Origin of the sequence: Rhizobium sp. P44RR-XXIV, assembly GCF_001999485.2 — a bacterium.
In the GTDB taxonomy this organism is placed as follows: domain Bacteria; phylum Pseudomonadota; class Alphaproteobacteria; order Rhizobiales; family Rhizobiaceae; genus Rhizobium.
In genome coordinates this window covers 175,654-199,305 of the sequence record NZ_MPVZ02000027.1, presented here as the reverse complement: position 1 = coordinate 199,305, position 23,652 = coordinate 175,654, and the positions used below count along the sequence as shown (strand labels likewise).

Below are 23,652 nucleotides of genomic sequence, written 5' to 3'. Positions count from 1 at the left end.
CTATGCAGCCTCGTATCTGGAAACCTGGGCCGGCGTCGCACTTGACGTCGTTTCCAGGTAGAACCGGAGAAGAAGGTTTTTTGCCGCAAGCGCGCGGTATTCCGCGGTTGCCCGCATGTCGCTGAGCGGCGTGTAATCCTCGGCGTATTGTTCCATGGCATCTTCCACCGTGGCTTCGCTCCAGGGCTTGCCAAGCAATGCCTTTTCCACCGCAAAGGCACGTTTCGGGGTCGCCGCCATGCCGCCATAAGCAATCCGGATATCTTCGACCGTGCCGTCGCCGGCAAGCATCAGGCGGAAAGCGCCAAGCGTTGCCGTAATGTCCTCGTCGCGGCGCTTGGTCACCTTGTAGATGGCAAATTTTTCCTTGGCGGCAGGAATAGGCACATGCACGGCTTCCACGAATTCGCCGGGCTGGCGATCCTGCTTGCCATAGGCAATGAAATAATCCTCGAGCGCGACGGTGCGCCTGACGGCACCCTTGCGCAGGGTCAGCGATGCTCCGAGCGCGATCAGCGGCGGCGGTGTGTCGCCGATCGGTGAGCCGTTGGCAATGTTGCCGCCGATCGTTCCCATATTGCGCACCTGCTGGCCGCCGATACGGGTAATCAGTGCGCCAAGCGCCGGGACGTGCTGCGAAATCGTTACAATCGCTTCCGAATAGGTGACGCCGGCACCGATGGAGATGATGCCATCTTTCACGGCGATGGACTTCAACTCCTGGAGCCCGGCAATGAAGACCGCAGGTGAGATATCGCGCATGTGCTTGGTGACCCAGAGGCCGACGTCGGTGGAGCCCGCGACCACGGTTGCGGTTGGCGTCACCTCTAGAATAGAGGCAAAATCATCGAGAGCCGCCGGCACGACCAGCCGGTTGCGACCCTCGCCGATCTCGACGCGGGCGCCATCGTGTAAGCCCTGCAGGCGCGCGATCATCGTTTCGCGCTCGATGAACAGAGGATCTTTTTTTGTCCCGCCGTAGCTGGAGATGGCGCGTGCGGCGCGCAGGATCGGCTCATAGCCGGTGCAGCGACACAAATTGCCCTGAAGTGCGGTTTCGATCTGCTGATCCGTCGGGTTCGCCGTCTGCATCCAGAGCCCATAGAGCGACATGACGAAGCCCGGCGTGCAGAAACCGCATTGCGAGCCATGACAGTCGATCATGGCCTGCTGAACCGGGTGCAGGTTTCCGTCGCGGCCCGCGACATGTTCGATCGTCACGACATGGCAGCCGTCGAGCGACCCGAGGAAGCGTATGCAGGCATTGACCCCCTCATAGACGAGGCCGCCCTCGGGTGTGAGCCGTCCCACAAGCACGGTGCAGGCGCCGCAGTCGCCCTCGGCACAGCCTTCCTTGGTGCCCTTGAGCGAACGGGAAAGGCGCAGCCAGTCAAGCAGCGTCTGGCTCGGCCCAACGTCTTTCAAGGAAATATCCTGACCGTTGAGGATGAAACGCAGTTCGGAGCGAATTGCCGGGGTCGTCATGGTCTAGCTCCCACGGTAGGTGGAATAGCTGAAGGGCGAGACGAGCAGCGGCACATGGTAGTGCGAGCTCTCATCCGCAAGGCCGAAGCGGATCGGGATGATGTCCAGGAACTTCGGGCCCTCGGATGTACGGCCGAGATAGTCGCCAGCATGGAAGCGAAGCTCGTATACGCCGATCTTCATGGTTTCCCCCGATAGCAGCGGCGCGTCACAACGGCCGTCGCTATTGGTCTCAGTGCTCTGGAGATGGTGATGCGTGTCACCTTCGATCCGGTAGAGATCGATGCGCAGACCCCGGGCGGGCCTGCCGAGCGCCGTATCCAGCACATGGGTCGTGAGCCGACCGGCTCCTTGCGAATGAGGCTGCATGTTTTCTCCCGAACCGAGTGCTCCTGTCTCCACTATCCGGCAAGCTCATTCCCCTGAAAAGCGCTGGGATCGTTCGAGACTTTCAAATTTTACAAGGGGAATAGCGCGCGCGATTTGCGGTTAGAAATTTGCCATCGACAACATTTGGAGGAGTGTTTCATGCGATATTGCCGTGACATGCACGGATATGGCCAGACGCCACCGGCGGCTCAGTGGCCGGACGATGCACGCATCGCCGTACAATTCGTCCTGAATTACGAGGAGGGCGGCGAGAACTGCGTGCTGCATGGCGATGCCGCATCCGAAGCCTTTCTTTCGGAAATCGTGGGTGCCTCCCAATGGCCAGGTCAGCGCCACTGGAACATGGAATCGATCTACGAATATGGCGCTCGCGCCGGCTTCTGGCGCCTCCACCGGCTTTTCACGGAGAGGAAGCTGCCTGTTACGGTCTACGGCGTCGCAACCGCGCTGAAGCGTTCCCCAGCTCAAGTCGACGCCATGCTGAAAGCCGGCTGGGAAATTGCCTCGCATGGCCTCAAATGGGTCGAGCACAAGGATATGGGGCCGGACGAGGAACGCGCGGCAATCGCCGAGGCCATTCGCCTGCACACGCTCGTCACCGGTGAGCCTCCGCGCGGATGGTATACCGGCCGCTGTTCGGTCAACACAGTCGATCTGGTGACGGAGGCCGGCGGCTTCGACTATATCTCCGACACCTATGCCGACGATCTTCCCTATTGGTATGAGCATGGCGATCGCCATCAGCTCATCATTCCCTATACGCTCGATACCAACGACATGCGCTTTGCGACACCGCAGGGCTTCAACAGCGGTGACCAGTTCTTCAGCTACCTGAAGGATTCCTTCGACGCGCTCTATGCGGAAGGTGCTGCCGGCCACCCGAAGATGATGAGCATCGGCCTGCATTGCCGGCTGATCGGCAGGCCCGGCCGCGTCATGGCGCTTGCTCGCTTCATCGACTACGTTCAGAGCCACGAGAAGGTCTGGATCGCCCGCCGCGTCGACATCGCCGAGCATTGGGCAAAGGCCCATCCGCCGAAGCCGGCCACGGAACGGCCGTCGCAGATGGCGGAGGGTGACTTCGTCGAGCGCTTCGGCGGCATCTTCGAACATTCGCCCTGGATCGCGCGTCGGGCCTTTAGCGGCGAACTTTCGCCGGCGAATGATACCGCAATCGGCCTCCACGCCGCGCTCGCCTTCGAGTTTCGCGCGGCAAGCGAAGAGGAGCGGCTTGGCGTACTCACCGCTCACCCCGATCTTGCCGGCAAGCTGGCGCAGGCCAAGCGCCTGACCGCGAGCTCGACGGAGGAACAGGCCTCCGCTGGCCTCGACGCACTGACGGTCGAGGAGCACACACGTTTCACCGATCTCAACGACCGCTACGTCGCAAAATTCGGGTTCCCGTTCATCATCGCCGTACGCGACCATTCAAAATCCGGGATTCTGGCCTCGTTCGAGACCCGGCTCGAGAATGACCGTGGCACCGAATTCACCACTGCCTGCCGCCAGGTGGAGCGGATCGCGTTTCTTCGGCTCGCCGCCATGTTTGGAGACGGGCAGGGCCTGCCTCGCTCCAACCAACGGACCGCCGCGTGAGGGCCGGGCTCTATACCGCAAGATCAGAAACGAGGAGAGCGTGAATGAAAGTGATCGAGATACAGCCGTTGACGAGCGTCGCCTTCTTCCCCTTCGGCGAGGTGATCGAGACGGAAGGTGCCTATAACTACCCCATCAACGCCGGCAAATGCGTGCGATACCATGACCTCGCCAAGATCGAGACGACCGGTGAAAAGGCACGCGCGATGATCAGCCTGCTGCGCGGCGAGCCTTACAGCTTGCCGCTGGAGCTAAAGATGGTCGAGCGGCACCCTCTCGGCAGCCAGGCCTTCATTCCCCTGTCGGATCATCCGTTCCTGATCGTCGTGGCACGGGAAACGGCAAATGGGCCGAGCGAACCGCTGGCCTTCCGCACGAAGCCCGGACAGGGCGTCAACATCGGGCGCAATGTCTGGCACGGCATCCTGACGCCGCTCGACGGCATCTCCGACTTTGCCGTCGTCGACCGCGGCGGCGAAGGCGTCAATCTGGAAGAGCATTTCTTTGAGCAGCCGTTCCTGATCCGCTGATCGGAGCGAGATCAGATGAGACGATAAAGGAGGGTGCCGCAACCGCGGCGCCCTCCTTGTGAGTTTGTGCAGATTCTCCTGGATCGGCAATTCGGGAGCGAACCAACTCGAATTATTTAGCCGCACCCGCCCGCCTCTTCGAGGAGGTACTTTGCTGGGACAGTAGCGACAATCGAAGCTATCCCGCGCAGAAGCCGTTGCGCCCGTTGGCGCGGCCTGATCAGGTCATTCAACTGATGTGCTGTGATGAATATTGACAATATGTGCTACGCTACCCACAATTGGGCAGAACGAAAGGGTATGCCAATGGCATCGGGAAGCATTCATGTGAAGGTCGGCGGCCTGCTACAGGCTCATGTTCAGCAGCAGATTGGCGAAGACGGCCTTTATGAAAATGCCAGTGAGTATATTCGGGCGTTGATTCGTCGCGACTTGCAGACACGGGACGAGGCGTGGGAGGCCTTGGCAAAGGAACTGGCTCCCGCCATGCGCGCGGATGACGGTGAATTTGTCACTGTCACAGCCGAGGACGTCATCCGCCGCAACCAGCGTCGCTGACATGGCGGCATATCGGTTTTACCCTCGCGCGGACGCGGCGCAGGACAAGATTTGGCGCGACACGGTTGAGAGATGGGGCGAGCCGCAGGCGGTCACCTACATCACCGGACTTCATGGACATTTGACGCGTCTTTGTGAAACTAAGGCGCTTTGGCGCCAGCTTCCGCAGAAGCTGGCGGTTCCTGCCGATGTCCAACGCGAGGCGTATTTCAGTCGCTACGGACATCACTACGTCTTCTTCCGCGAACTCGATAACGGCGATCTCGGTGTCATGAGCATTTTGCATGAACGCATGGACTTGCCCGTGCGTCTTGCTGAAGACCTCGCAGCGCTTTCTGAGAAAGCGCAACCTTTCAAGACGTAGAGCCGGCTGCTCCAAGGCAAAACCCAAACGAGCCGGGGCATCCACAGGATGCCCCGGCTCGTTGAAACATGCTCGCGTTAATCTGCGAAGAAGGCAAAGCGCACGATGAACAGGGCTGCAACAATCTGCGTCGCCAGATGAAGCGTCTTCCATCGGCCGGTGAACACCTTGAGGACGACGTAGCTGATGAAACCGAAGGCGAGGCCATTGGCGATCGAGTAGGTGAAAGGCATGGCCAGTGCAGTGAGCGCTGCAGGTGCCGCTTCGGTCAGATCATCCCATTCAATCTCCGTCAGCTCGCGCATCATCAGACCAGCGACGTAGAGCAGAGCCGGAGCGGTCGCATAGGCTGGAACAGAGGCTGCGAGTGGAGAAAAGAACAGGGCTGCGATGAAGAGCACGGCAATCGTCAGCGCCGTCAGGCCCGTACGACCGCCCGCTTGAACACCCGAAGCGCTCTCGACAAAGGCTGTCGTGCTGCTGGTGCCCATCAGCGAGCCGGCAACAATGGCCGCGCTGTCGGCGAGCAGGGCCCGGCTCAAGCGGCTCGGCTTTCCCTCGCCGATAAGGTTCGCGCGCTTGGCGACGCCGATCAGCGTTCCGGTCGCATCGAAAACTTCAACGAGCACGAAGACGAGGATGATGTGGATCAGGCCGCCATGAAGTGCCCCGACAATATCGAGCTGCATGAAGGTCGGCATGATGGAAGGCGGCATCGAGACAATGCCGTGGAACTGGCTGGCACCGATGATCCAGGAGAGAACAGTGACAGCAAGAATGCCGATCAGGATCGCACCCTTCACCCGCAGGGCATCAAGAACGGCGATCACAAAGAAGCCGAAGATTGCGAGAAGCGGGCCGGACTGCTTCAGGTCTCCAAGGCCGATAAGCGTCGCCTTGTTGGATACGACGATTCCAGCGCTCTTCAGAGCGATGATCGCCAGAAACAGGCCGATACCGGTAGCGATCGCGCTTCTAAGCGAGTGCGGGATGCCGGCTATGAGCCAGCTGCGCACGCCGGTCACCGTCAACAGGACGAAGATCCCGCCTGAAATGAAGACTGCGCCAAGCGCCTGCTGCCATGTAAAGCCGAGGGCGGCTACGACGGTAAAGGCAAAGAAGGCATTGAGGCCCATGCCCGGCGCCAATCCGATCGGCCAGTTGGCGACGGTTCCCATGACGAACGAGCCCAAGGCCGCAGCAAGACAGGTGGCGACGAAAACGGCGTTGCGATCCATGCCGGTGGTCGACAGGATGTCCGGGTTGACGAAGATGATGTAGGACATCGTCAAGAACGTCGTCACGCCTGCGATGAGCTCGGTGCGCACGGACGTGCCGTGTTCACTCAATTTGAAAAATCGTTCAAACATAGTTCCTCCCTAAGCGTTCCCAACGCCAGTGCATGTCATAAAGGTAGCCGGCATCTCCTCCGGATGCCGGCGCGACAAGCGCTTGTAAACGCTTCGTAGCGAGGGGGATTGTGCGCTTTTAGGGGCTCTGCGCGCTAGAGCCGTATTTCCCTGCAATTTGCGAAAGTCATTCTAGTTTTTCAGACTATGTCCGCGCGAAGCGACCCGCATTTCAGGGTGATCCACGGATGGATAAGCGGGTTGATACCGGCTGCCGCCAACCGTTCGAGCCGCAGTGGTCTGGCGTCATCGATCGGAGACACATGGCAACCGCCACATACTACAGCGTGCAGTGCCATAAAGCCAATCGATTTTACGCAGGCGACGGCGCAACCGCGCTGTAAGGCGGCGCGCTCGTACCCGTTGATATCGATCTGAAGGAGAGCGGTGGGACCAGCCCAGACTCAGCTTGATGCGGCAAGAAGCGGCCGCAGTGCATCAATCAACTCAGTCTTGCCACGCCAGATCTCGCCCACACCAGGTTCGGCATCTATTCGGCCGGCATTATGGGCGACATACAGCTCGACCAGTAACTTCGCGTAGCCTTCGGAAAGACCGGCCCGCATCAACGCAGCCTGCCATTCGGTCTGAGGCACTGGTAGAGCGACAACCTCGCGGCCGGTCAGAAAACCTATCGCCGCCGCCACGTCATTTGGCGTATAGCGCTGTGGACCTTCGGCATGGACGATCCGCAGTTTGGTGTTCTTGTCTTCCAGCAGCAGTTCGGCGGCAATAGCCCCCACATCAAAGGCGGAGACGGTGGGGAGCAGCTTGGTCAGCGGATGATAGAAGCTTGGCAATCGATCACTCTCGGCAGCGACCTTCGCCAAACGCCCCCAATTCTCCATATGCTCGGCAGATCGCAGGAAAATCAGCCGGGAATCGAGCTTTCGCAGCCGCGCCTCCAGAGCGTAGAAGAGCAAGGTGACGCCGGTGCCGGAACTCTGCTCCGCGCCGTAATCGGAGATGGCAAGGATGGTCTGAGGATTAGCCGATGCCAAAGCCTCGGCCAGTGAATCGATCAGGCCCTGAATTCTCGAATGCGCATGGTCGGCGCGAATATCGACGGGGCAGATGACCTGGACGGAGTGAGCGCCGCTCATCGCCGCGGCCAGCGCCTGACGATCGTTCAAGTCAGCGATGGCGATCTCGCAACCGAGTTCTGAAAACGCCGGTGCCTGCGAGGGATCGCGCAACACCGCGCGGACGGGAGCGCCCGCCTTGCGCAAAGCGGCAATCGTCGTGCGGCCAATTTTTCCGCTAGCGCCTAAAATGACATGCATCGTGTCTTCTCCTGTTCATCTCCCCGCGACATTACCCATTGGCGCAGAGGGGATCGCGCAGGATCGGATGGTCTGCCGCAGGATCGGACGACGATCGAGGTCAGGAATGCATTCGGCTTATCATGCCGGGCGTGAGCCCGAGAATGCGCCGCATCCAATGGGCCATATGGCTCTGATGGGCAAAGCCGCTTTCCAAGGCCACCTGCGCGAGCGGCATATCAGCGGCGAGGATGAGCGATCTCGCGCGCTCGACACGGCGCGTCAGAACATAATGATGGACGGGCATGCCGAAGCTAGCGCGAAACAACGGTTTCAAGTGCGATACGCTGAGCCCAGCGACTGCAGCCAGATCGGCAAGCGACAGTGATTGGTCGATATGCTCTTCGATGAATTCAGCCAAAATCCGCTGTTGCCGGCTGCTCAACGTCGCCCGCGTAGTGGCCGTCTCTGTCCGCGTCTGGCCATTGCTTTCCACCAGGCGGATGGCAAGCGCCATGCCCAAAGTCTCTGCATAAGTGCTGTCGGACGGCACAGGCGCTTCGATTTCCGCCTTGATGGCCCAGGCGATCGATTCGAGCCTGGGATCGCGAAGCTGGAATTTCGGTGCCAGCGCAATGGTTTCCGGATCTCGGCCGAGTTCGTGGGCGGCGGCACGAAGCAGTTCCGGCCGGATCGTCAGGCGCAGGATGGTGCAATCACGATCATCTTCCCACCAACCATCCAACCCCGCGGGAACGAGATCGATATCGCCGTGTGCCTGCTGACGGTGATGGTGCCGGCCGTCGCACTGGCAATGGGCGTTGACGGCACGCCCAAAGTGAATGCCGAGCCGATGCGTCTGCGATCCCGGCACATGCGTGCGGCCGGCCTGAATATGGATGAAGTCTGCTTCGAGGCTCTTCCAGCCACGGCTTCTGCTGGAATGAAGAGTGGTCGCGGCACTATTGCGCTGATCCATGATGTCGGCTTCCCGCCAAGTGTATCGCCCGCGATCTGAAGCGAGCCGTCCTCCGGGATTATAGGGAATCCTGCGTCTCCGGTCGAGCCGCCTTTCGGAATGGAGTTGTTACACGATCGACGCCCGATGTTCGCGGAAGGCGGCGGCCAGCGTGCGCAGCGCTCCGCGCGAGCGGGGATCCGACAAGGTCGAGTGAAGAATAATCTTGGATGGCGGCAATGGCGGGAGACCGAGCTTTTCGCTAACCTCCACCACGCCGATGGGAGCAACACGATGCGCCAGCGCTCCGACGGCGAGGCCCGCTGTTACAGCCGCTGTGACCGCCGCCATGCCGCCGCCGAGGAAGACCTCGACCCAGCTCACGCTTGCCCCGTCCAGTGCCCGGGTTGCGATGTTGCGCACTCCACAGAAGGCAGAGAGTGATGCCAGACGGAGGGGTTCGCCCTCCCTACGTTCGAATCCGGGGGCCGCAAACCATCCGAAACGTTCCTGCGACAAGAGCTCTCCATCGCGGCGATCGTCTTCGCGTCGAACGATCGCCGCGTCCAACGCTCCACGATCGAAATCATCCAGCAAGCTTCGCGAGGCTCCGATCTGCACCTCGATCAGCAAGGCGGGGTCATGGGCATGAAGCCGGGCCAAAAGCATGGGAAGCTCCGGGCCGGCAATCTGATCGGCGATGCCGAGCGTGAGACGCCGGGACGTTGCGCTCAGCCCCGCCATGGCACGTTCATGCGCCGCAAGGAAGTCACGCGCCACATTGAGGAATTCGGCACCACGCGCAGACAGTCGGACCAGTCTTGGCGTTCGCTCGATCAGCTTTTCACCAAGTCGATCTTCCAGCCTCTTGAGCTTCATGCTGATCGCGGCCTGAGAGGTATCGAGCGCCTCGGCCGCTCGCGTAAAGCTCTGAAAGTCGGCGACCAACACGAATGCCTGCACTGCTTCGACGTCAAGCGTCTTCATGACGATCATACCAATTTGTTATCTCTGATATATAAATACATCCAGTTTCATTATTATCAAGCCGCGACTAGCTTGTTGCGGAACACGATATGCGGCCTCGAAATCCTGGCGGATAAGGCGGCACGCATCCGGAAACCGCTTTGAACCGCAGGGGACGAAAATGACGGACTGGCACTATGCGACCCTGACCGAAACTGGCGACGCAATCAGGTCGGGCATCATCTCTCCCGTGGAACTGACGCAGGCCATGCTGGATCGGATCGCCGCGCTCGATCCGCAGCTTAGAGCCTATGCAACGGTGACGCCGGAGCTCGCCTTGACGCAAGCCCGTCAGGCCGAGGCCGATATTTCGGCAGGACACTATCGCGGCGCGCTGCACGGCATTCCTATCGCCCTTAAGGACATCTACGATACAGCCGGTATCGTCACGGCTGCGGGCATGCCCACTCACGCGGATCGCAAGCCAAATTCCGATGCGACCGTGGTCAAACGCCTGGCCGAAGCCGGCGCCATTCTTCTCGGCAAGCTGCAATTGACCGAAGGTGTCTTTGCCAAACATCATCCCACCATCGCTCCGCCACGAAACCCGTGGAACGAAGCTTATTATGCTGGTGCCTCATCCAGCGGTTCGGGCGTGGCAACCGCCGCCGGCCTCTGTTTTGCGACCTTGGGTAGCGATACCGGCGGCTCGATCCGTTTTCCCTCCGCCGCCAACGGCATTACCGGGTTGAAGCCGACCTGGGGCCGTGTCAGCCGGCACGGTGTCTTTCCGCTCGCTGATAGTCTCGACCACGTCGGCCCGATGGCAAGGTCGGCCGCTGATGCCGGTGCGATGCTCGGCGTCATCGCCGGCCTGGACCCTAACGACCCCACATCGCTGGCGGCTCCGGTTCCCGATTATCTCACCAGTATCGATACGGGAATACGAGGCCTGCGGATCGGCATCGATACCGCCTACAACGAGACTGACGTGGACGACGAGATCGTGGCTGCACTGCGCAGCGCGGCGCGTGCATTGCAGGAATTGGGCGGAACCATCGTCCCCGTGAGTCTGCCCGATCATCGTGCGGTGAACGAAGGCTGGGGATCCTATGCCGGCGTCGAAACGGCTCTCGCTCATACAGCGACCTATCCAGCCCGCGCGGCGGAGTACGGGCCTGCCGAGAGCGGCACCATAGCCGGCCTGATCGAACACGGCCGCACGGTTACCGGCAGCGACTTGATGAAGGCGCATCATGCCCGCCTCGCTTTTAGTGGCGCATTGGCAACCCTGTTTGCCGACGTCGATCTCCTTTTGATCCCGACGCAGCCTCTTGCCGATTTCACGGTGGCGCAGGAATCAGAGTTATTCACCAGGCCAGCGGAACTTACCGCCTTCCTGCGCTTCGTGACCCCTTTCAACATGTCGGGCAGCCCCACGATCACTCTACCCGGCGGGTTTACGAAAAAGGGAATGCCTCTCTCCTTCCAGCTGGTTGGGCGGCATCTGGACGAGGCCCTGCTGGTGCGGGCCGGCCACGCCTATCAGCAGGTGACGGATTGGCATCGGAAACATCCTTCGCTTTGAGGTCACCACTTCAACTGAACACAACGGAACGATCGCCCGACGACGTGCGACGGTCGGGAGCATGTCATGAACATCGATAGACGAATTCAGCCGAATCCTGGCACCGGCGAGACGGCAGGCGATCCGCGCCGCTGGCTTGCGCTACCGGTCCTGCTGACAGGCGCGTTCCTCCCCATTCTGGATTTCAATGTCGTCAATCTGGCACTGCCAGCGATCAGGCAGAGCCTCGGGGCTTCATCGAGCGAGCTGCAATTCATCATTTCCGCCTATGCCGCCACCTATGCGGTATTCCTCATCACCGGCGGCAGGCTGGGTGACTGGCTCGGACGCAAGCGAATGTTTACCTTCGGCGTCGCCGGTTTCACACTTGCCTCAGTCCTATGCGGTTTCGCCTGGTCGCCCGGGGTGCTGATCGCGGGACGCATCCTGCAAGGCCTGACGGCAACCGCAATGGCGCCGCAGGTGCTCGCCTCGATCCGCGTGCTGTTTCCGCCATCGGAGCAGGGAAAAGCTCTCGGCCTCTATGGCGCGACATTCGGGCTCGCCAATATCGTCGGGCAAATCCTCGGTGGCGTATTGGTGTCGTCGCATCCCCTCGGCTTCACCTGGCAGGCGATTTTCCTGATCAATATTCCGATCGGGCTCACAGCCTTCATTGGCAGCCTGATCTTTCTGAAGGATTCGCGCGCCGAGCACGCGCAGAAACTCGATCTCGGCGGGGTGTTGCTACTCTCGGCAACGCTTGGTCTTCTCGTCTATCCACTCGTGGAAGGCCGCGACAGTGGCTGGCCATGGTGGATCACGGCCATGCTCATGGCTTTCCCGGTGATGCTCATAGCCTTCATCCTCTTTGAAAGACGGCTGATGAAGCGCGGCGGCTTTCCGCTCGTGGACCTCTCCCTGTTTCGCGAAAGCGGCTTCGCGATCGGTGTCGCGATGGCCTTGGTTTTCTACATGCTCTCGGCCTTCTACCTGATGTTCTCCATCTACCTGCAAGGCGGCTTGACCCTGACACCGCTCGAAGCGGGATTACGCACGCTCCCGTTCGGCATCGGCTATTTTACCGCGTCATTCCTGTCAGCCGAGATCATGCGACGCCTAGGACCCCGTGCGCTGACGCTCGGCTTCGTCATACAGATTCTCGGCTTCGGAGCGGTCGTGCTGGCTGTTTCAGGCGTACTGGCAGGATATATCGAGATCGGGCTTGTGATAGCCGGTGTCGGGTTCGGTATCGTGATGCCGTCCGTCATCAAGGCTGTGATCGGCGGGATCGATCAGCGCCACGCCGGCCTTGCATCCGGGATCGTCATCTCGACATTCCAGATCGGCGCAGCGCTCGGCGTGGCAATCATTGGCGGCATCTTCTTCAGCGTGCTTGGAGCCGGACAGGAATTCAGTTCCTATTCTCACGCCTTGGCCGTAGCGCTTGGTTGTAACGTCGGACTGCTGGTGATCGGGGCAGGTCTATCGCTGTGGCTGCCTAACCCTCGATCCAGTTAAGAACCAGCTTTAGGCAATCACAAGACAAGCCCTGGGCTCGTCAGAGCAATCTCCCCACTCCCGGCAGAAGGTCGTGAGGAGGTCTATATCACGCCTCCTGGCTAGCTATCAGCCGCCATCTTTCGGCAGCGGCGCGGCCGGGTCGATGAGCCCTTCATTGCGAAGATCCGACCAGAGCGCTGCCGGGATTGGCCATTGCATATACTGGACATTCTGCTCGAGCTCGGCCACCGAACGTGCGCCCGGTATGACGCTGACGACGAGCTTGTGGGCAAGTGGAAACTGAAGGGCCGCAGCAGCCAAAGGCACCTTATGGCTCTCGCAAACGGCATTCAGCCGTGCAACGCGGTTGAGCACATCCTGCGGTGCATTCTTGGTGTTGAAAGTTGCCCCCTGAACGGCGCCGGTCGCCAGGATGCCCGAATTGTAGGGGCCGCCGATAACAAGTTTCGTGCCTTTTCGCTCGCAAGCCGGGAATAGCGTTGCCAGCGGCTCCTGTTCCAGAAGCGTGTAGCGCCCCGCCAGAAGAAAATAGTCGAACTGGCCGGCTTCGACGAAATCCGAGAGCATCTGCCACTGGTTGATGCCGACACCGACAGCCTTGATCACGCCTTGCGACCGCAGCTCGTCCAGAGCAGGGTAGGCGCCATCCATGGCCTCCTTGAAGCGGCTGCGGGCATAGGGATCTTCTCCCTTGGCGAAGTGCAGCGCCTCGTCGGGATCGTGAATTGCCAGCATGTCGATATAATCGGTTCCGAGCCGCTTCAGCGAGCCTTCTATCGAGCGCAAGACACCATCGCGCGAATAGTCGAAATCGGCGCGAAAGGGAGGGGCCTCGTCCCAGAGAACCGGTTTGACTTCACTGTCCGGGATCGGCACGAGATCATAGCCGGCCTTAGACGAAATGACGATCTCCTGCCGCGGCACGTCCGGATCGCTTCGCCGAGCCGTGTCTCGGCAAGACCAAAGCCATAGACGGGCGCCGTATCAAAGTAGCGCAGCCCGGCGGCAAAGGCGGCGTGGACGGTTTCATGGGCGACCTTGGGGTCGGTGGCGCGATACATGTTGCCCAGACCCGTTCCTCCCAGACCCATCGTGGTGACCGACAGTCCAGCTGCTACACTTCTCTTTTCCAAATTCGTCATTTGATTTTCCTGACTATTTCTCGATTTCACCAATATGTGACGCGCCCGAGGTCACCCGATTTGCTGCAGGGCCGCCAAATCATATTGACATAGAACTTGTCGTACAACAATGTAACCGTATGACAGTAAGCACACGGGAGGTGTAGCTCCTGTCGTCAAAGGGAGGGTACAGTTTTGAATGACGGTCATGATGAGAATGACGAATTTCAAGCAAAGGCGCTGCTGAGCCGCAGACAGGCGTTCGGCCTCGCGGCAAAGACGGGTCTCGGCGCTGCGGCGCTGGCCAGTGGCGCTGCCGCCTTGATGTCCAATCCGAACGTCGCCATAGCGCAGGCGGCAGCACAGGCAAGCGCCGGGCTGCCAAAGAAGCCGTTCAAGTTTCACTTCGTCTGCCATGTGACGCTTGATCAGTTTTTCACGCCCTGCATCTACGGCATCCAGGATGCCTGCGCCGCGTTCGGCGCCTCCTACCAATGGACTGGCTCCCAGAAGAATGTTGTTTCCGAAATGGTCAGCGCCATGCAGACGGCGATAGCCCAAAAGGCCGATGGCATCGCAGTCTGCCTTGTCGACCCGAAGGCCTTCGACGCCGCAACGGATATGGCGATGGCCGCCGGTATCCCCGTTATCGCCTTCAACGCCGATGTGCCGACGGGCAGCCCGAACAAGCGCCTTGCCTATGTCGGCCAGCCGCTGTTCCAATCGGGCTACAACAGCGCGGTGAAGTGGCTGAAGCTGCTTCCGCCGAAGGCGCATGTGCTTTTGACGATCGGTGTTCCCGGCTCGCTCAATACGCAGCCTCGCCTCGACGGCTACATTCAGGCAATCAAGGATGTCGGCAACGGCGTCACCTATGATGTCGTCAATGCCGGACCGGATCCGCAGACGGAAATCTCGCGCGTCGAATCCTACTATCTCAGCCATCAGAATGTTGCGGGCATGTTCGGCACCGGCGGCTCCGACACCTATGCTTGCGGCTTCGTGTCGAACAAATATGGCCTGGCGAAGAAGGGCGGCGTGGTCGCAGGCTTCGACCTCTTCCCGCAGACCTTGACCTTCATCAAGAGCGGCGACGTAACCTTCACCACCGACCAGCAGGCCTATCTGCAGGGCTTCCTGCCGGTGCAGCAGATGTTCCTCTACAAGGTCTCCGGCGGCCTCGTCGGCCCGGCAAACAGCGACACCAGCCAGGCCTATGTGACGAAGGACAATGTCGATCAATATCTCGGCCAGACGCGCTTTGAAGGTCGCACCAGCGACGAGCCGAAGTGAAGCAGGCAACTGAATCGAAGTGCACGGCCCTTATCAGCCGTGCACTTTTTTATCCGCCGTGGTGCGGTATATTGATAGCGAGGTCGATTATCTGATGAATGTAGAGCCCGGAGGCCTGGAAAAGGCCAGCCAAGCCATTGCTGTTTCGTCGGCGCGCCCGTCGATCGGCAATAGGGCGGCGACAATGTTTTCGCGTTACAAGGAAGCAAGCGTCGCCGTTGTGGCCGTGCTGCTCGTCATCTATTTCCAGATCGGCAGTAATGGCGGCTTCCTGACGACCCAGCTGATGAGCGTCGTGCTGCGCGATACCGGCCGCCTGGGCATGATCTCGGTCGCCGAAGTCATGCTGATGATCACGGGCGAGATCGATCTGTCGTTGAGCAGCACCTTCTCCCTCGCGCCCTATCTCATGGTGTTGATGTCGGTCACCTGGGGGCTGCCGCTCTTTGTCGGCGCGATCATCGGCATTCTTCTGGGTGTCGCCATCGGCTTCATCAACGGTTTCATCACCGTCAGAATGCGGATCCCGTCGCTGATCACTACGGTCGGCACGCTCTTCTTGCTTCAAGGCATCACGGTTTCGATCTATGACAGCCAGCCGATTGTTGCGCCCATCGAAGAGCCGTTCAATGCGATCTTTGGCGAAAGCCTCTATGGTCCCAATGACTCGCTGTTCTCGCTGCACGGACTGACGGCATTTTCGCCGTTCCTTTGGGCGCTCCTGGTCGTCCTCGCCCTCGCGGTCGTGCTGACCAAGACGCGGTTCGGCCTTCACACCGTCGCGACAGGCAGCAATATCACCGGCTCGCGCGAAATCGGCATTAGAACCGACTGGATAAAGATCTACAACTTCATGATTGCCGGCGGCATCGCGGCCCTGGCCGGCATCATCAACACGGCGGAGTTCTCCTCGGCCGATCCGACGGCAGGCAGCCCGTTCCTGACGCTTCAGGCAATCGCGGCAGCCGTCATCGGTGGCACATCGCTGCTCGGCGGTTCCGGCACGGCGGTCGGCTCGCTCATCGGCGCCTTCGTCGTCGCCTCGCTCAACAACGGGCTCGTCATGCTCGGCGCACAGGCAACCACCTCCGATATCTACCTCGGAGGTGCGATCATCGGCGCGATGATCCTCAATGTCCAGGTCGACAGACTGCGCACAAGGAGACGCAAATGACAGGCGAACCCATTCCCCCGCTGCCCCAGAATGCGCCGGTCATTCTGGAAATGGAGCATATCAGCAAGAGCTTCGGGGCGGTGACCGCGCTTGTCGATGTCAGCCTGAAGCTTCGCAAGGGCGAGGTGCTGGCTCTTGTCGGTGACAACGGCGCCGGGAAATCGACGCTCATCAAGACCATGTCCGGATTTCACACGCCGGATCGTGGCAAGATGCGGTTCAATGGCTCCGACGTTCGGTTCAGTTCGCCGCGCGATGCCCGCGCCTTGGGCATTGAAACCGTCTACCAGGACCTGGCTTTGGTCGGCGATCTCAGTGTCTATCACAACATGTTTTTGGGCCGCGAACAGCGCAAGCGCTTCCTCGGGCTCAATCTGCTCGACAATCAGCGCATGCGGCAGCTTTCACGCACTTATCTGGATACGCTCGGCATCTCCATCCCCAGCGTAAACAGCACTGTGGACATGTTGTCAGGCGGCCAGCGCCAGTGCATCGCGGTGGCGCGCTCCATCTATTCGTCGCCGACCGTGCTGATTCTCGATGAGCCGCTTGCCGCACTTGGCGTGCGGGAAAGCGCCCATGTGCTGGGACTGATCCAGAACCTCCGGCGCCAGCGAGAAGTTTCCGTCGTACTGATCGTGCACAACTACAACCAGATCTTCGAGGTCTGCGACCGGATCAACTTCCTCCATGCCGGCGAGATCGTGCTCGATGCCTCCACGTCGGAAACCAGCGAGGAGGAGTTGATCCAGATCGTCAAGTCCGGCCTCGGCAAGCGTGCGATCACCGCAGCGGCGGGGTAAGTCCTGATGTTGTTGTTCACCACGGCAAAGCCCGCTGGCCTGCCGTGGCGCGGACGCGTCAGAAACTCTTCTCACGCATAATCATGTTGCGGGCGGGTTTGCCTCACGCCTTTGAGGATATCCGCCGCCTTCTCCGCAATCATCACCGTTGCCGCATTGGTGTTCGAGGAAATAAGCCTTGGCATGACCGAGCTGTCACACACTCTCAGGCGGTCGATGCCGCGAACCTTGAGCTCGGGATCGACGACAGCATCGTCCCCGCCACCCATGCGGCACGTCCCGACCGGATGATAGGCGGAACGCGCATATTGCCGCGCGAACTCGCGATAGTCGGCCTGGCTGCGGATGTTGCCGTCAGGCAGATGCAGCTTCCGGACGAACGGCCGGAAGGCTGCCTGCGACAGGATTTCCTGGCTGATCTTGATCCCGTCGACCGCACGTTCGAGATCGTAAGGTTCGGCGAAGGCATTGGGATCGATTGCCGGCGCAACGCTTGGATCCTTGGAGCGAAGGGTCACCGTACCGCGCGAACGGGGACGAACATGGTAGGAATTCAGGGTGCAGCCATTGCCGCCGGGAACCCCACCGATGCCCTCCTCGACACCTGCGCCAGGCAGAAAATGAAACTGGATATCCGGCGTCTTCTCGTCGCGATCACCCCACCAGAAGCCGCCCGCCTCGACGATGTTCGACGCGACCGGTCCCTTGCCGAACAGCGCATATTCGATACCTGCGGCGATCTGCCAGTGGCGCTTCTTGTAGCGGTCGATGCCGTGAGGTCCGTTAAGCTCGGCCAGCACATCGACATCCATGTGATCCTGCAAATTCCTGCCGACCTCGGGCAGATCACGAACGACATCGATGTCGAGCGCGCGCAGTTCGTCGGCGGGGCCGAGACCCGAGAGCATCAGCATCTTGGGTGAACCGATGGCACCTGCGGTCAGGATCACTTCACGCTCGGCTCTGAGGAGCACGGGGCGTCCATCCTCGATGATTTCGACGCCGACGGCGCAGCCATTCTCGATGACGATGCGGTTGACGGCAGCACCGGTCCGTACGGTCAGGTTCTTGCGTACGGAGGCGGGTCTCAGATAGCCGACAGCGGTGCTGCTGCGCCGTCCGTTGCGCGTCGTCGTCTGATAGAATCCGGCTCCCGCCTGCGATCCCGCATTGAAGTCCGGATTGAAAGGAAGGCCGGCTTCTTGCGCCGCGCGCACGAAGACGCGCGTCAGCGAATGCGGTGTCTGTGAGCTGACGCCGAGTGGGCCTTCCGTGCCGTGGTGAGCGCCACCGAAGGTATCATTGCCTTCGGACTTGCGGAAGTAGGGTCGCACGTCCTCGTAGCCCCAGCCGCAGCAACCTTCGAGATCGCGCCAGCCATCATAATCTTCCGGGCACCCGCGCGTGAAGACCTGAGCGTTGATCGAACTGCCGCCGCCAAGAACACGGGCTTGGGGATAGACCATTGTACGCCCGGCAATCTCGCGTCCGGCAATGGTTTCGTAGCCCCAGATCAGCGGACCCGCGGTCATCTTGAAGAAACCCACCGGCAGGTGGATATACATGTTGGTATCGCGCGGGCCGGCTTCCAGCAAAGTCACCGAAACATCCGGATCCTCGCTCAGGCGCGCAGCAAGCACGCATCCCGCCGAGCCGCCGCCGACGATGATGTAATCAGGCATTCTCTTCCTCCGCGAATTCCACAACCACCGGCGTTTCCTCTTTATCCAGCGGTCGGATCGCGATCACAATCTCAAGTCTCTTGCTCCCCGTCAAGAGAAAGGGTACGGTTATAGACTTGAAGGGTTGTCGTACAAATGCTACGACGGAAACGCTTCAGATCGAGATGCCGCGGGAACAAGGACGGCATCGGATCTTCGTCATTCAATGGGAGGTTTTCGAATGACAGACAGGATAAATTCGCGTTTCGCCGGCATGAATCGCCGATCGTTTCTCGCCACCGTGGCAGCAGGCGCGACGGTTGCCGCACTGCCCAGCCGGCTCTTCGCCGCCGACAAGCCAACGCTCGTGACCTCGATCCGTTCGCTGTCCAATCCATACCACGCTGTGTGGAAGACAGGTGCCGAAGCCTTTGCGTCCGCCGTTGGTCTCGACCACGTAACGCTCGTCTCGGAAGGCAACAGCGAAAAGGGGATTGCCGATATCAAGGCCATGCTCGCCAAGACCGGCGGCAACATGGTGGTGAATTCCGATCCGAACGACACGCCGGATGCGCGGCCGATCGTCGAGGCTTGCGCCAAGGCGGGTGCCTATGTGGTCACGCAGTGGAACAAGCCGAACGATCTTCACCCGAAGGATTTCAATCCCTACTACGTGTCCCACATCGAGTTTGACGGTATCTCGAGCGGCAAGCAGATCGCCGAAATCCTGTTCAAGTCGATCGGCGGCTCCGGTGGCATCATCGCCCTTGGCGGACAGATCTCCAACACGGCCGCGATCGAACGCAAGAAGGGCCTTGATCTGGCGCTCGCGGCAAACCCCAATATCAAGCTCCTGGACTTCCAGGTCGCCAACTGGAAATCGTCGGAAGCCTACGACCTGACGGGCAATCTGTTGACGCGTTTCGGCGACGACGTGAAGGCCGTCTGGGCGGCCAATGACGACATGGGCACGGGCGCTCTCGAAGCTCTGCGCGCCGAAAATCTTGCCGGCAAGGTCCCCGTCGTCGGCGTCGACGGCATCAAGGCCGCGGTCGATGCGGTGCGCAAGGGCGAATTCGCCTGCACCGTCACCTCCGACCCGTTCTGGCAGGGCGGCATGGGCCTAGCAATCGGTCTCGCCGCATTGCAGAAGAAGTTCGACCCGGCCAAGGAGCCGCCAGAGCATCGGGAGTTCTATGGCAAGGCCGTGCTCATCGCCAAGGACAATGTCGAGGATTACTACAAGAACAATATCGACTCGCATCCGACGCTCGACTGGAACGACCTCTGGGGTCGCGTGACCGGCGCTATCCGCACCTAAGGCGTGGCAACGGTCTCCTTTCGCAGCCTACGGCTCCTCCCGCGGCTGCCTTGTGGCTGGCAGATGTTGCGACACCTGCCAGCCCTCTCTGGACGACGCAGCGAGGTAAGACGGTTGACCACCAATATCGAGAACATCAAAACCATGACGAAAAGCGAGCGGGCAGATGCCATGCCGACGTCAGGAAGCCGCCTGGTAAATAAGCTCAACCTCAAGCGCTGGCGCTCCTACGCGCCTGTCGTGGTGCTGATTGCGCTCTGCATCCTGATCACAATTGCCAATCCGAATTTCATCGAACTCCGCAATCTCGTTCGCGTTGCCAACTCTGCCGCAGTGCCGCTGACGCTTGCCATGGGACTGACCTTCATCATCCTGCTCGGCAGCATCGATCTTTCGGTCGAAGGATCGCTCTCGGTCGCTGCCATGGTCACCGTTCTTCTTGCCACCAATGACGCCAACGCCAATTCCTATGGCTGGTTCGCGGTCATCGCAGCGATTGCCGCCAGCACATTGATGGGGTTCACGACCGGCATCATCCAGACCTATCTGAGGATCCCGTCCTTCATGGCGACGCTGGGTGTCTGGTTCATCGGGCTGGGCATTTCGGTCTACATGCTCGGCGGCTCGGCCGTGCGTCTGATGGACCCCTCCATTCGTGACCTCGCCTTGATGCGGGTGCTCGGCCTGCCGCTCGCCGTATGGGTGGCATTCGCATCCTTCCTGCTCGCCTGTGTGGTTCAATATTACACCCGCCTTGGCCGTCATATCCTGGCGATCGGCGGCGGCGAGGATGTCGCCGAGCTCTCCGGCATCAACCTGCGGCGCGTCCGCATCATGGCATTCGGGCTTGCCGGTTTCTTCTTCGGCGTGGCGGGCGTGCTTTCGGCCGCCCAGCTTGGCCGATCCGACGCCGTCATCGCCGACGGCCGCCTGTTTGCGGCCGTCACGGCCGTCGTCGTTGGCGGCACGGCACTAACAGGCGGTGAAGGCGGAGTCATCAATACTCTTGTCGGCGTCCTGATCGTCACCGTGCTCAGCAATGGCATGATCCTCCTCGGTGTCTCACCCTATGTGCAGCAGACCGTGCAGGGGTTGATGATCATCGCCGCCGTCGCGCTTTCCCTCGACCGCCTGCGCCTCCAGATCGTGAAGTGACCGCCATGTTGTCAGCCAAAGAAATCGGTAAATCCTTCGCAGGCGTCCCCGCTCTCCGCAATGTCTCGATCGAGATCAGACCCAATGAAGTGGTTGGGCTGATCGGCGAGAACGGCGCCGGCAAGTCGACGCTGATGCGCATCCTTGCGGGAACGCATCAGCCCGATGGCGGCACGCTGATGCTTGACGGCCAGCCGCTGAAGCTGCGCAATGCGCGCGACGGCGCGGTGCATGGCATCGGCATGGTCTTTCAGGAGCAGTCGCTGCTGCTCAATATCTCCGTGGCCGAAAACATCTATCTCGGCCAGGAAGACCAGTTCGTCCGCTTCGGCCTCATGGACTGGAAGGGAATGAGGGCGGCTGCGCGGCGCCAGCTCGAGAAGATCGGCGTCGATATCGATGTGACGGCACGGACCTCGGAGCTGACATTCGCGGCCCGCCAGATGGTCGAGCTCGCAAAGGCTCTGACGCTCGAGGAAACCGTCGCACGGCCGCTCGTGATCCTGCTCGACGAGCCGACATCCGTGCTGAGCGGCAGCGATATCGATGTGCTGTTCAAGCGTGTGCGGTCGCTCAAATCCCGCGCAAGCTTCGTCTTCGTCTCGCACCGGCTGGATGAGGTGCTACGCATCTCCGACCGCGTCTATACGATGAAGGACGGGCAGGTGGTTGCCGAACACAGGGCAGCCGATGTCACCGGGCCGGAATTGCATGAAATCATGGTCGGTCGCGGCCTTCAGGCGACCTATTACAAGGAAGACAAACAGCTGCCGCCGCGCAGCGAGATCGTCGTCGATGCCAGCCGGCTGGCGATCGACGGCGCATTTCACGATGTCGACCTGCAGATCCGCGCCGGCGAGATTGTCGGCATTGCCGGCGTGGTCGGTTCGGGCCGTGAAGAAGTGACCCGCACGATTGGTGGCTTCCTCACGCATACCGGCGGCACCTTGAAAATCAAAGGCGAGGCCGTGCATTTTCGCTCGCCGGAACAAGCCGTTCGCAAGAGCATTGGCTATATCCCGCGCGAAAGGCGTGTGGAGGGCCTGGTGATGTTTCTCTCCATCGCCGAGAACATCTCGCTTGCGGACCTTTCCTCCGTCATGCGCAGGGGGGCGATCGACTATGGCCGCGAACGCCGCCTCGCCACGGACTGGATCAAGCGGCTGCGCATCAAGGCTCCCGGGCCTGATATTGCCTGCCGCAAGCTATCCGGCGGCAATCAGCAGAAGGTGGTGCTGGCCCGCTGGATGACAGCCGGCTCCCGTATCCTCGTTCTCGACCATCCGACGCGCGGGCTCGATGTCGGTGCGAAAGAGGAAGTCTATGAGCTGGTTCGCGAATTGTCGTCGCAGGGCATCGCCATCCTGCTGATCTCCGACACGCTGGAGGAGACGATCGGGCTTTCACACCGCGTGCTCGTCATGCGTGACGGCGCAGTGACAGCGCATTTCGATGCGGCGCCAGGTCACAAACCGGATCAGGTCGATCTTGTCCGGGCCATGGTTTGAGGAGAGCATCATGAAGAGCTTCAGAGACATCAAAACTCTCCTCGCAGCCGGCTGGATCCAAGGCGCGATACCGCCCGCATTGCTTGTTGTGCTAGTGCTCGCCATCGAGGTGGCGGCGCCAGGCTTCCTGACGGGCGATACGCTGATCCTGCTGCTGTCGAACACGGCCGTTCTGTTCATTCTGGCTGCCGGCGTCACCTTCGTCATCCTCATCGGCGGCATCGATCTCTCGATCCAGTCGGTCGCATCGCTGGCAAGCGTTATCCTCGCTCAGCTCCTGCCGCAGATCGGCATTCTCGCTTTCCCCGCTGCAATCCTCTCGGGCCTCGTCTTCGGCATCCTTAGCGGCTACGTCCATGTTCGCCTGAAAGTGCCGTCCTTCGTGGCGACGCTCGCGACCGGCGGCGTGGTGGCCGGCATTGCCCTTTGGGCGGCGGCTGGCCGGGCAATCACCATCGAGGAAGGCGGGCGCGAGAAAACCGCCTGGATCAATGGCACGTTCGCAGGCCTGCCGACCGTCATCTGGATCGCCGCCGTTATCGGCATCCTGGCCTATGTCGGCCTCAGATATACGCGCTTCGGCCGTCACAGCCTGGCGGTCGGCGCCGGCGAACCGGCAGCGATCGCGGCCGGGATCAATGTCGAGCGGACGAAGATCGTCGCATTCGCAATATCGGGAATGTTGGCCGCAATCGCCGGCATCATCCTTGGAGCACGTCTCTCAAGCGGCTCGCCCAATCTCGCCAACCAGCTGCTGCTGCCAGCCATCGCCGCCGTTATCGTCGGCGGCACGGCGATCACCGGTGGTCTCGGCGGTGTGGCACGCACCGCCGTCGGTGCGCTGATCATCTCCATCGTCCGCATCGGCATGACATTCGTCGGGATCAACATCTTTGCAGAGAATGTCGTCTTCGGCGCCGTTCTCATCCTCGCCGTTGCCATCACCATCGACCGCAGCAAGATTGCGATCATCAAATGACAGGGCGTTCGGGGGCGGCATTCGCGTA

20 protein-coding genes and 1 pseudogene are annotated in these 23,652 nt (G+C 60.7%); 13 read left to right on the top strand and 8 right to left on the bottom strand.

From position 1 onward, the window contains the following. Complete coding sequence (gene xdhA / locus BSK43_RS13315; RefSeq protein ID WP_077470643.1) at positions 1-1,485, bottom strand: xanthine dehydrogenase small subunit; 1,485 nt, start codon at positions 1,483-1,485, stop codon at positions 1-3. 3 nt (positions 1,486-1,488) lie between these two features. Further along, positions 1,489-1,854, bottom strand: a complete 366-nt coding sequence (gene uraH, locus BSK43_RS13310) for a hydroxyisourate hydrolase (protein WP_077470642.1) — start codon at positions 1,852-1,854, stop codon at positions 1,489-1,491. Positions 1,855-2,013: 159 nt separating this feature from the next. Between uraH and puuE the strand changes: the two genes are divergently transcribed. The 4 genes from puuE (at position 2,014) to BSK43_RS13290 (ending at position 4,923) form a co-directional block, all read left to right on the top strand. Continuing rightward, complete coding sequence (gene puuE, locus BSK43_RS13305) at positions 2,014-3,471, top strand: allantoinase PuuE (protein WP_077470641.1); 1,458 nt, start codon at positions 2,014-2,016, stop codon at positions 3,469-3,471. A gap of 44 nt (positions 3,472-3,515) precedes the next feature. Next, positions 3,516-4,001, top strand: a complete 486-nt coding sequence (locus BSK43_RS13300; protein ID WP_077470640.1) for an ureidoglycolate lyase — start codon at positions 3,516-3,518, stop codon at positions 3,999-4,001. A gap of 306 nt (positions 4,002-4,307) precedes the next feature. Continuing rightward, the gene (locus BSK43_RS13295) at positions 4,308-4,559 is read left to right on the top strand and encodes a transcriptional regulator (RefSeq protein WP_077470639.1); all 252 of its coding nucleotides are present in this window, start codon (positions 4,308-4,310) and stop codon (positions 4,557-4,559) included. 1 nt (position 4,560) lies between these two features. Continuing rightward, complete coding sequence (locus BSK43_RS13290) at positions 4,561-4,923, top strand: type II toxin-antitoxin system RelE/ParE family toxin (RefSeq protein WP_077470638.1); 363 nt, start codon at positions 4,561-4,563, stop codon at positions 4,921-4,923. A 77-nt stretch (positions 4,924-5,000) separates the two neighbouring features. Here the strand turns inward: BSK43_RS13290 and BSK43_RS13285 are convergent, their stop codons facing one another. From BSK43_RS13285 to BSK43_RS13270, 4 genes are all read right to left on the bottom strand, one after another. Then, positions 5,001-6,293 (bottom strand): NCS2 family permease, encoded by a 1,293-nt coding sequence (locus tag BSK43_RS13285; RefSeq protein WP_077470637.1) that lies wholly within the window; start codon positions 6,291-6,293, stop codon positions 5,001-5,003. A gap of 443 nt (positions 6,294-6,736) precedes the next feature. Next, positions 6,737-7,615, bottom strand: a complete 879-nt coding sequence (locus BSK43_RS13280; RefSeq protein ID WP_077470636.1) for an NAD(P)H-binding protein — start codon at positions 7,613-7,615, stop codon at positions 6,737-6,739. Positions 7,616-7,715: 100 nt separating this feature from the next. Further along, a complete protein-coding gene (locus BSK43_RS13275) occupies positions 7,716-8,573 on the bottom strand; it encodes an AraC family transcriptional regulator (protein WP_077470635.1) in 858 nt (285 codons plus the stop codon). A 108-nt stretch (positions 8,574-8,681) separates the two neighbouring features. Then, positions 8,682-9,539 (bottom strand): LysR family transcriptional regulator, encoded by an 858-nt coding sequence (locus BSK43_RS13270; protein ID WP_077470695.1) that lies wholly within the window; start codon positions 9,537-9,539, stop codon positions 8,682-8,684. Positions 9,540-9,699: 160 nt separating this feature from the next. On the opposite strand from BSK43_RS13270, the gene BSK43_RS13265 reads away from it, so the two are divergent. Together BSK43_RS13265 and BSK43_RS13260 are read left to right on the top strand one after the other, a co-directional pair. Further along, entirely contained in the window at positions 9,700-11,106 is a 1,407-nt protein-coding gene (locus tag BSK43_RS13265; RefSeq protein WP_077470634.1) for an amidase, read from the top strand. A gap of 66 nt (positions 11,107-11,172) precedes the next feature. Beyond that, the gene (locus BSK43_RS13260; RefSeq protein WP_077470633.1) at positions 11,173-12,606 is read left to right on the top strand and encodes an MFS transporter; all 1,434 of its coding nucleotides are present in this window, start codon (positions 11,173-11,175) and stop codon (positions 12,604-12,606) included. Between the two features lie 108 nt (positions 12,607-12,714). On the opposite strand, the pseudogene BSK43_RS13255 reads toward BSK43_RS13260, so the two are convergent. Next, a pseudogene (locus BSK43_RS13255) lies at positions 12,715-13,670 on the bottom strand (aldo/keto reductase). A gap of 255 nt (positions 13,671-13,925) precedes the next feature. On the opposite strand from BSK43_RS13255, the gene BSK43_RS13250 reads away from it, so the two are divergent. The 3 genes from BSK43_RS13250 to BSK43_RS13240 all read left to right on the top strand — a co-directional run bounded on the left by BSK43_RS13250 (position 13,926) and on the right by BSK43_RS13240 (position 17,000). Next, the gene (locus BSK43_RS13250; protein WP_077470632.1) at positions 13,926-15,023 is read left to right on the top strand and encodes a sugar ABC transporter substrate-binding protein; all 1,098 of its coding nucleotides are present in this window, start codon (positions 13,926-13,928) and stop codon (positions 15,021-15,023) included. Positions 15,024-15,117: 94 nt separating this feature from the next. Then, positions 15,118-16,197, top strand: a complete 1,080-nt coding sequence (locus BSK43_RS13245) for an ABC transporter permease (protein WP_077470631.1) — start codon at positions 15,118-15,120, stop codon at positions 16,195-16,197. Beyond that, positions 16,194-17,000, top strand: coding sequence for an ATP-binding cassette domain-containing protein (locus BSK43_RS13240; protein WP_136686900.1), 807 nt, complete (start codon positions 16,194-16,196; stop codon positions 16,998-17,000). The genes BSK43_RS13245 and BSK43_RS13240 overlap by 4 nt, the downstream gene beginning before the upstream one ends. 71 nt (positions 17,001-17,071) lie before the next feature. Here BSK43_RS13240 and BSK43_RS13235 read toward each other — a convergent pair whose 3' ends face one another. Continuing rightward, positions 17,072-18,682: a GMC family oxidoreductase N-terminal domain-containing protein gene (locus tag BSK43_RS13235; protein WP_077470630.1), complete on the bottom strand. Its 1,611-nt coding sequence runs from the start codon at positions 18,680-18,682 to the stop codon at positions 17,072-17,074. Positions 18,683-18,902: 220 nt separating this feature from the next. On the opposite strand from BSK43_RS13235, the gene BSK43_RS13230 reads away from it, so the two are divergent. The 4 genes from BSK43_RS13230 (at position 18,903) to BSK43_RS13215 (ending at position 23,624) form a co-directional block, all read left to right on the top strand. Then, positions 18,903-19,982 carry a sugar ABC transporter substrate-binding protein gene (locus BSK43_RS13230; protein ID WP_077470629.1) on the top strand — a complete coding sequence of 360 codons (1,080 nt, stop codon included), beginning with the start codon at positions 18,903-18,905 and terminating at the stop codon, positions 19,980-19,982. A gap of 114 nt (positions 19,983-20,096) precedes the next feature. Then, positions 20,097-21,137, top strand: a complete 1,041-nt coding sequence (locus BSK43_RS13225; RefSeq protein ID WP_246662562.1) for an ABC transporter permease — start codon at positions 20,097-20,099, stop codon at positions 21,135-21,137. Between the two features lie 5 nt (positions 21,138-21,142). Then, positions 21,143-22,645: a sugar ABC transporter ATP-binding protein gene (locus tag BSK43_RS13220; protein WP_077470628.1), complete on the top strand. Its 1,503-nt coding sequence runs from the start codon at positions 21,143-21,145 to the stop codon at positions 22,643-22,645. A 10-nt stretch (positions 22,646-22,655) separates the two neighbouring features. Beyond that, the gene (locus BSK43_RS13215; protein WP_077470627.1) at positions 22,656-23,624 is read left to right on the top strand and encodes an ABC transporter permease; all 969 of its coding nucleotides are present in this window, start codon (positions 22,656-22,658) and stop codon (positions 23,622-23,624) included. The last annotated feature ends 28 nt before the right edge of the window (positions 23,625-23,652 follow it).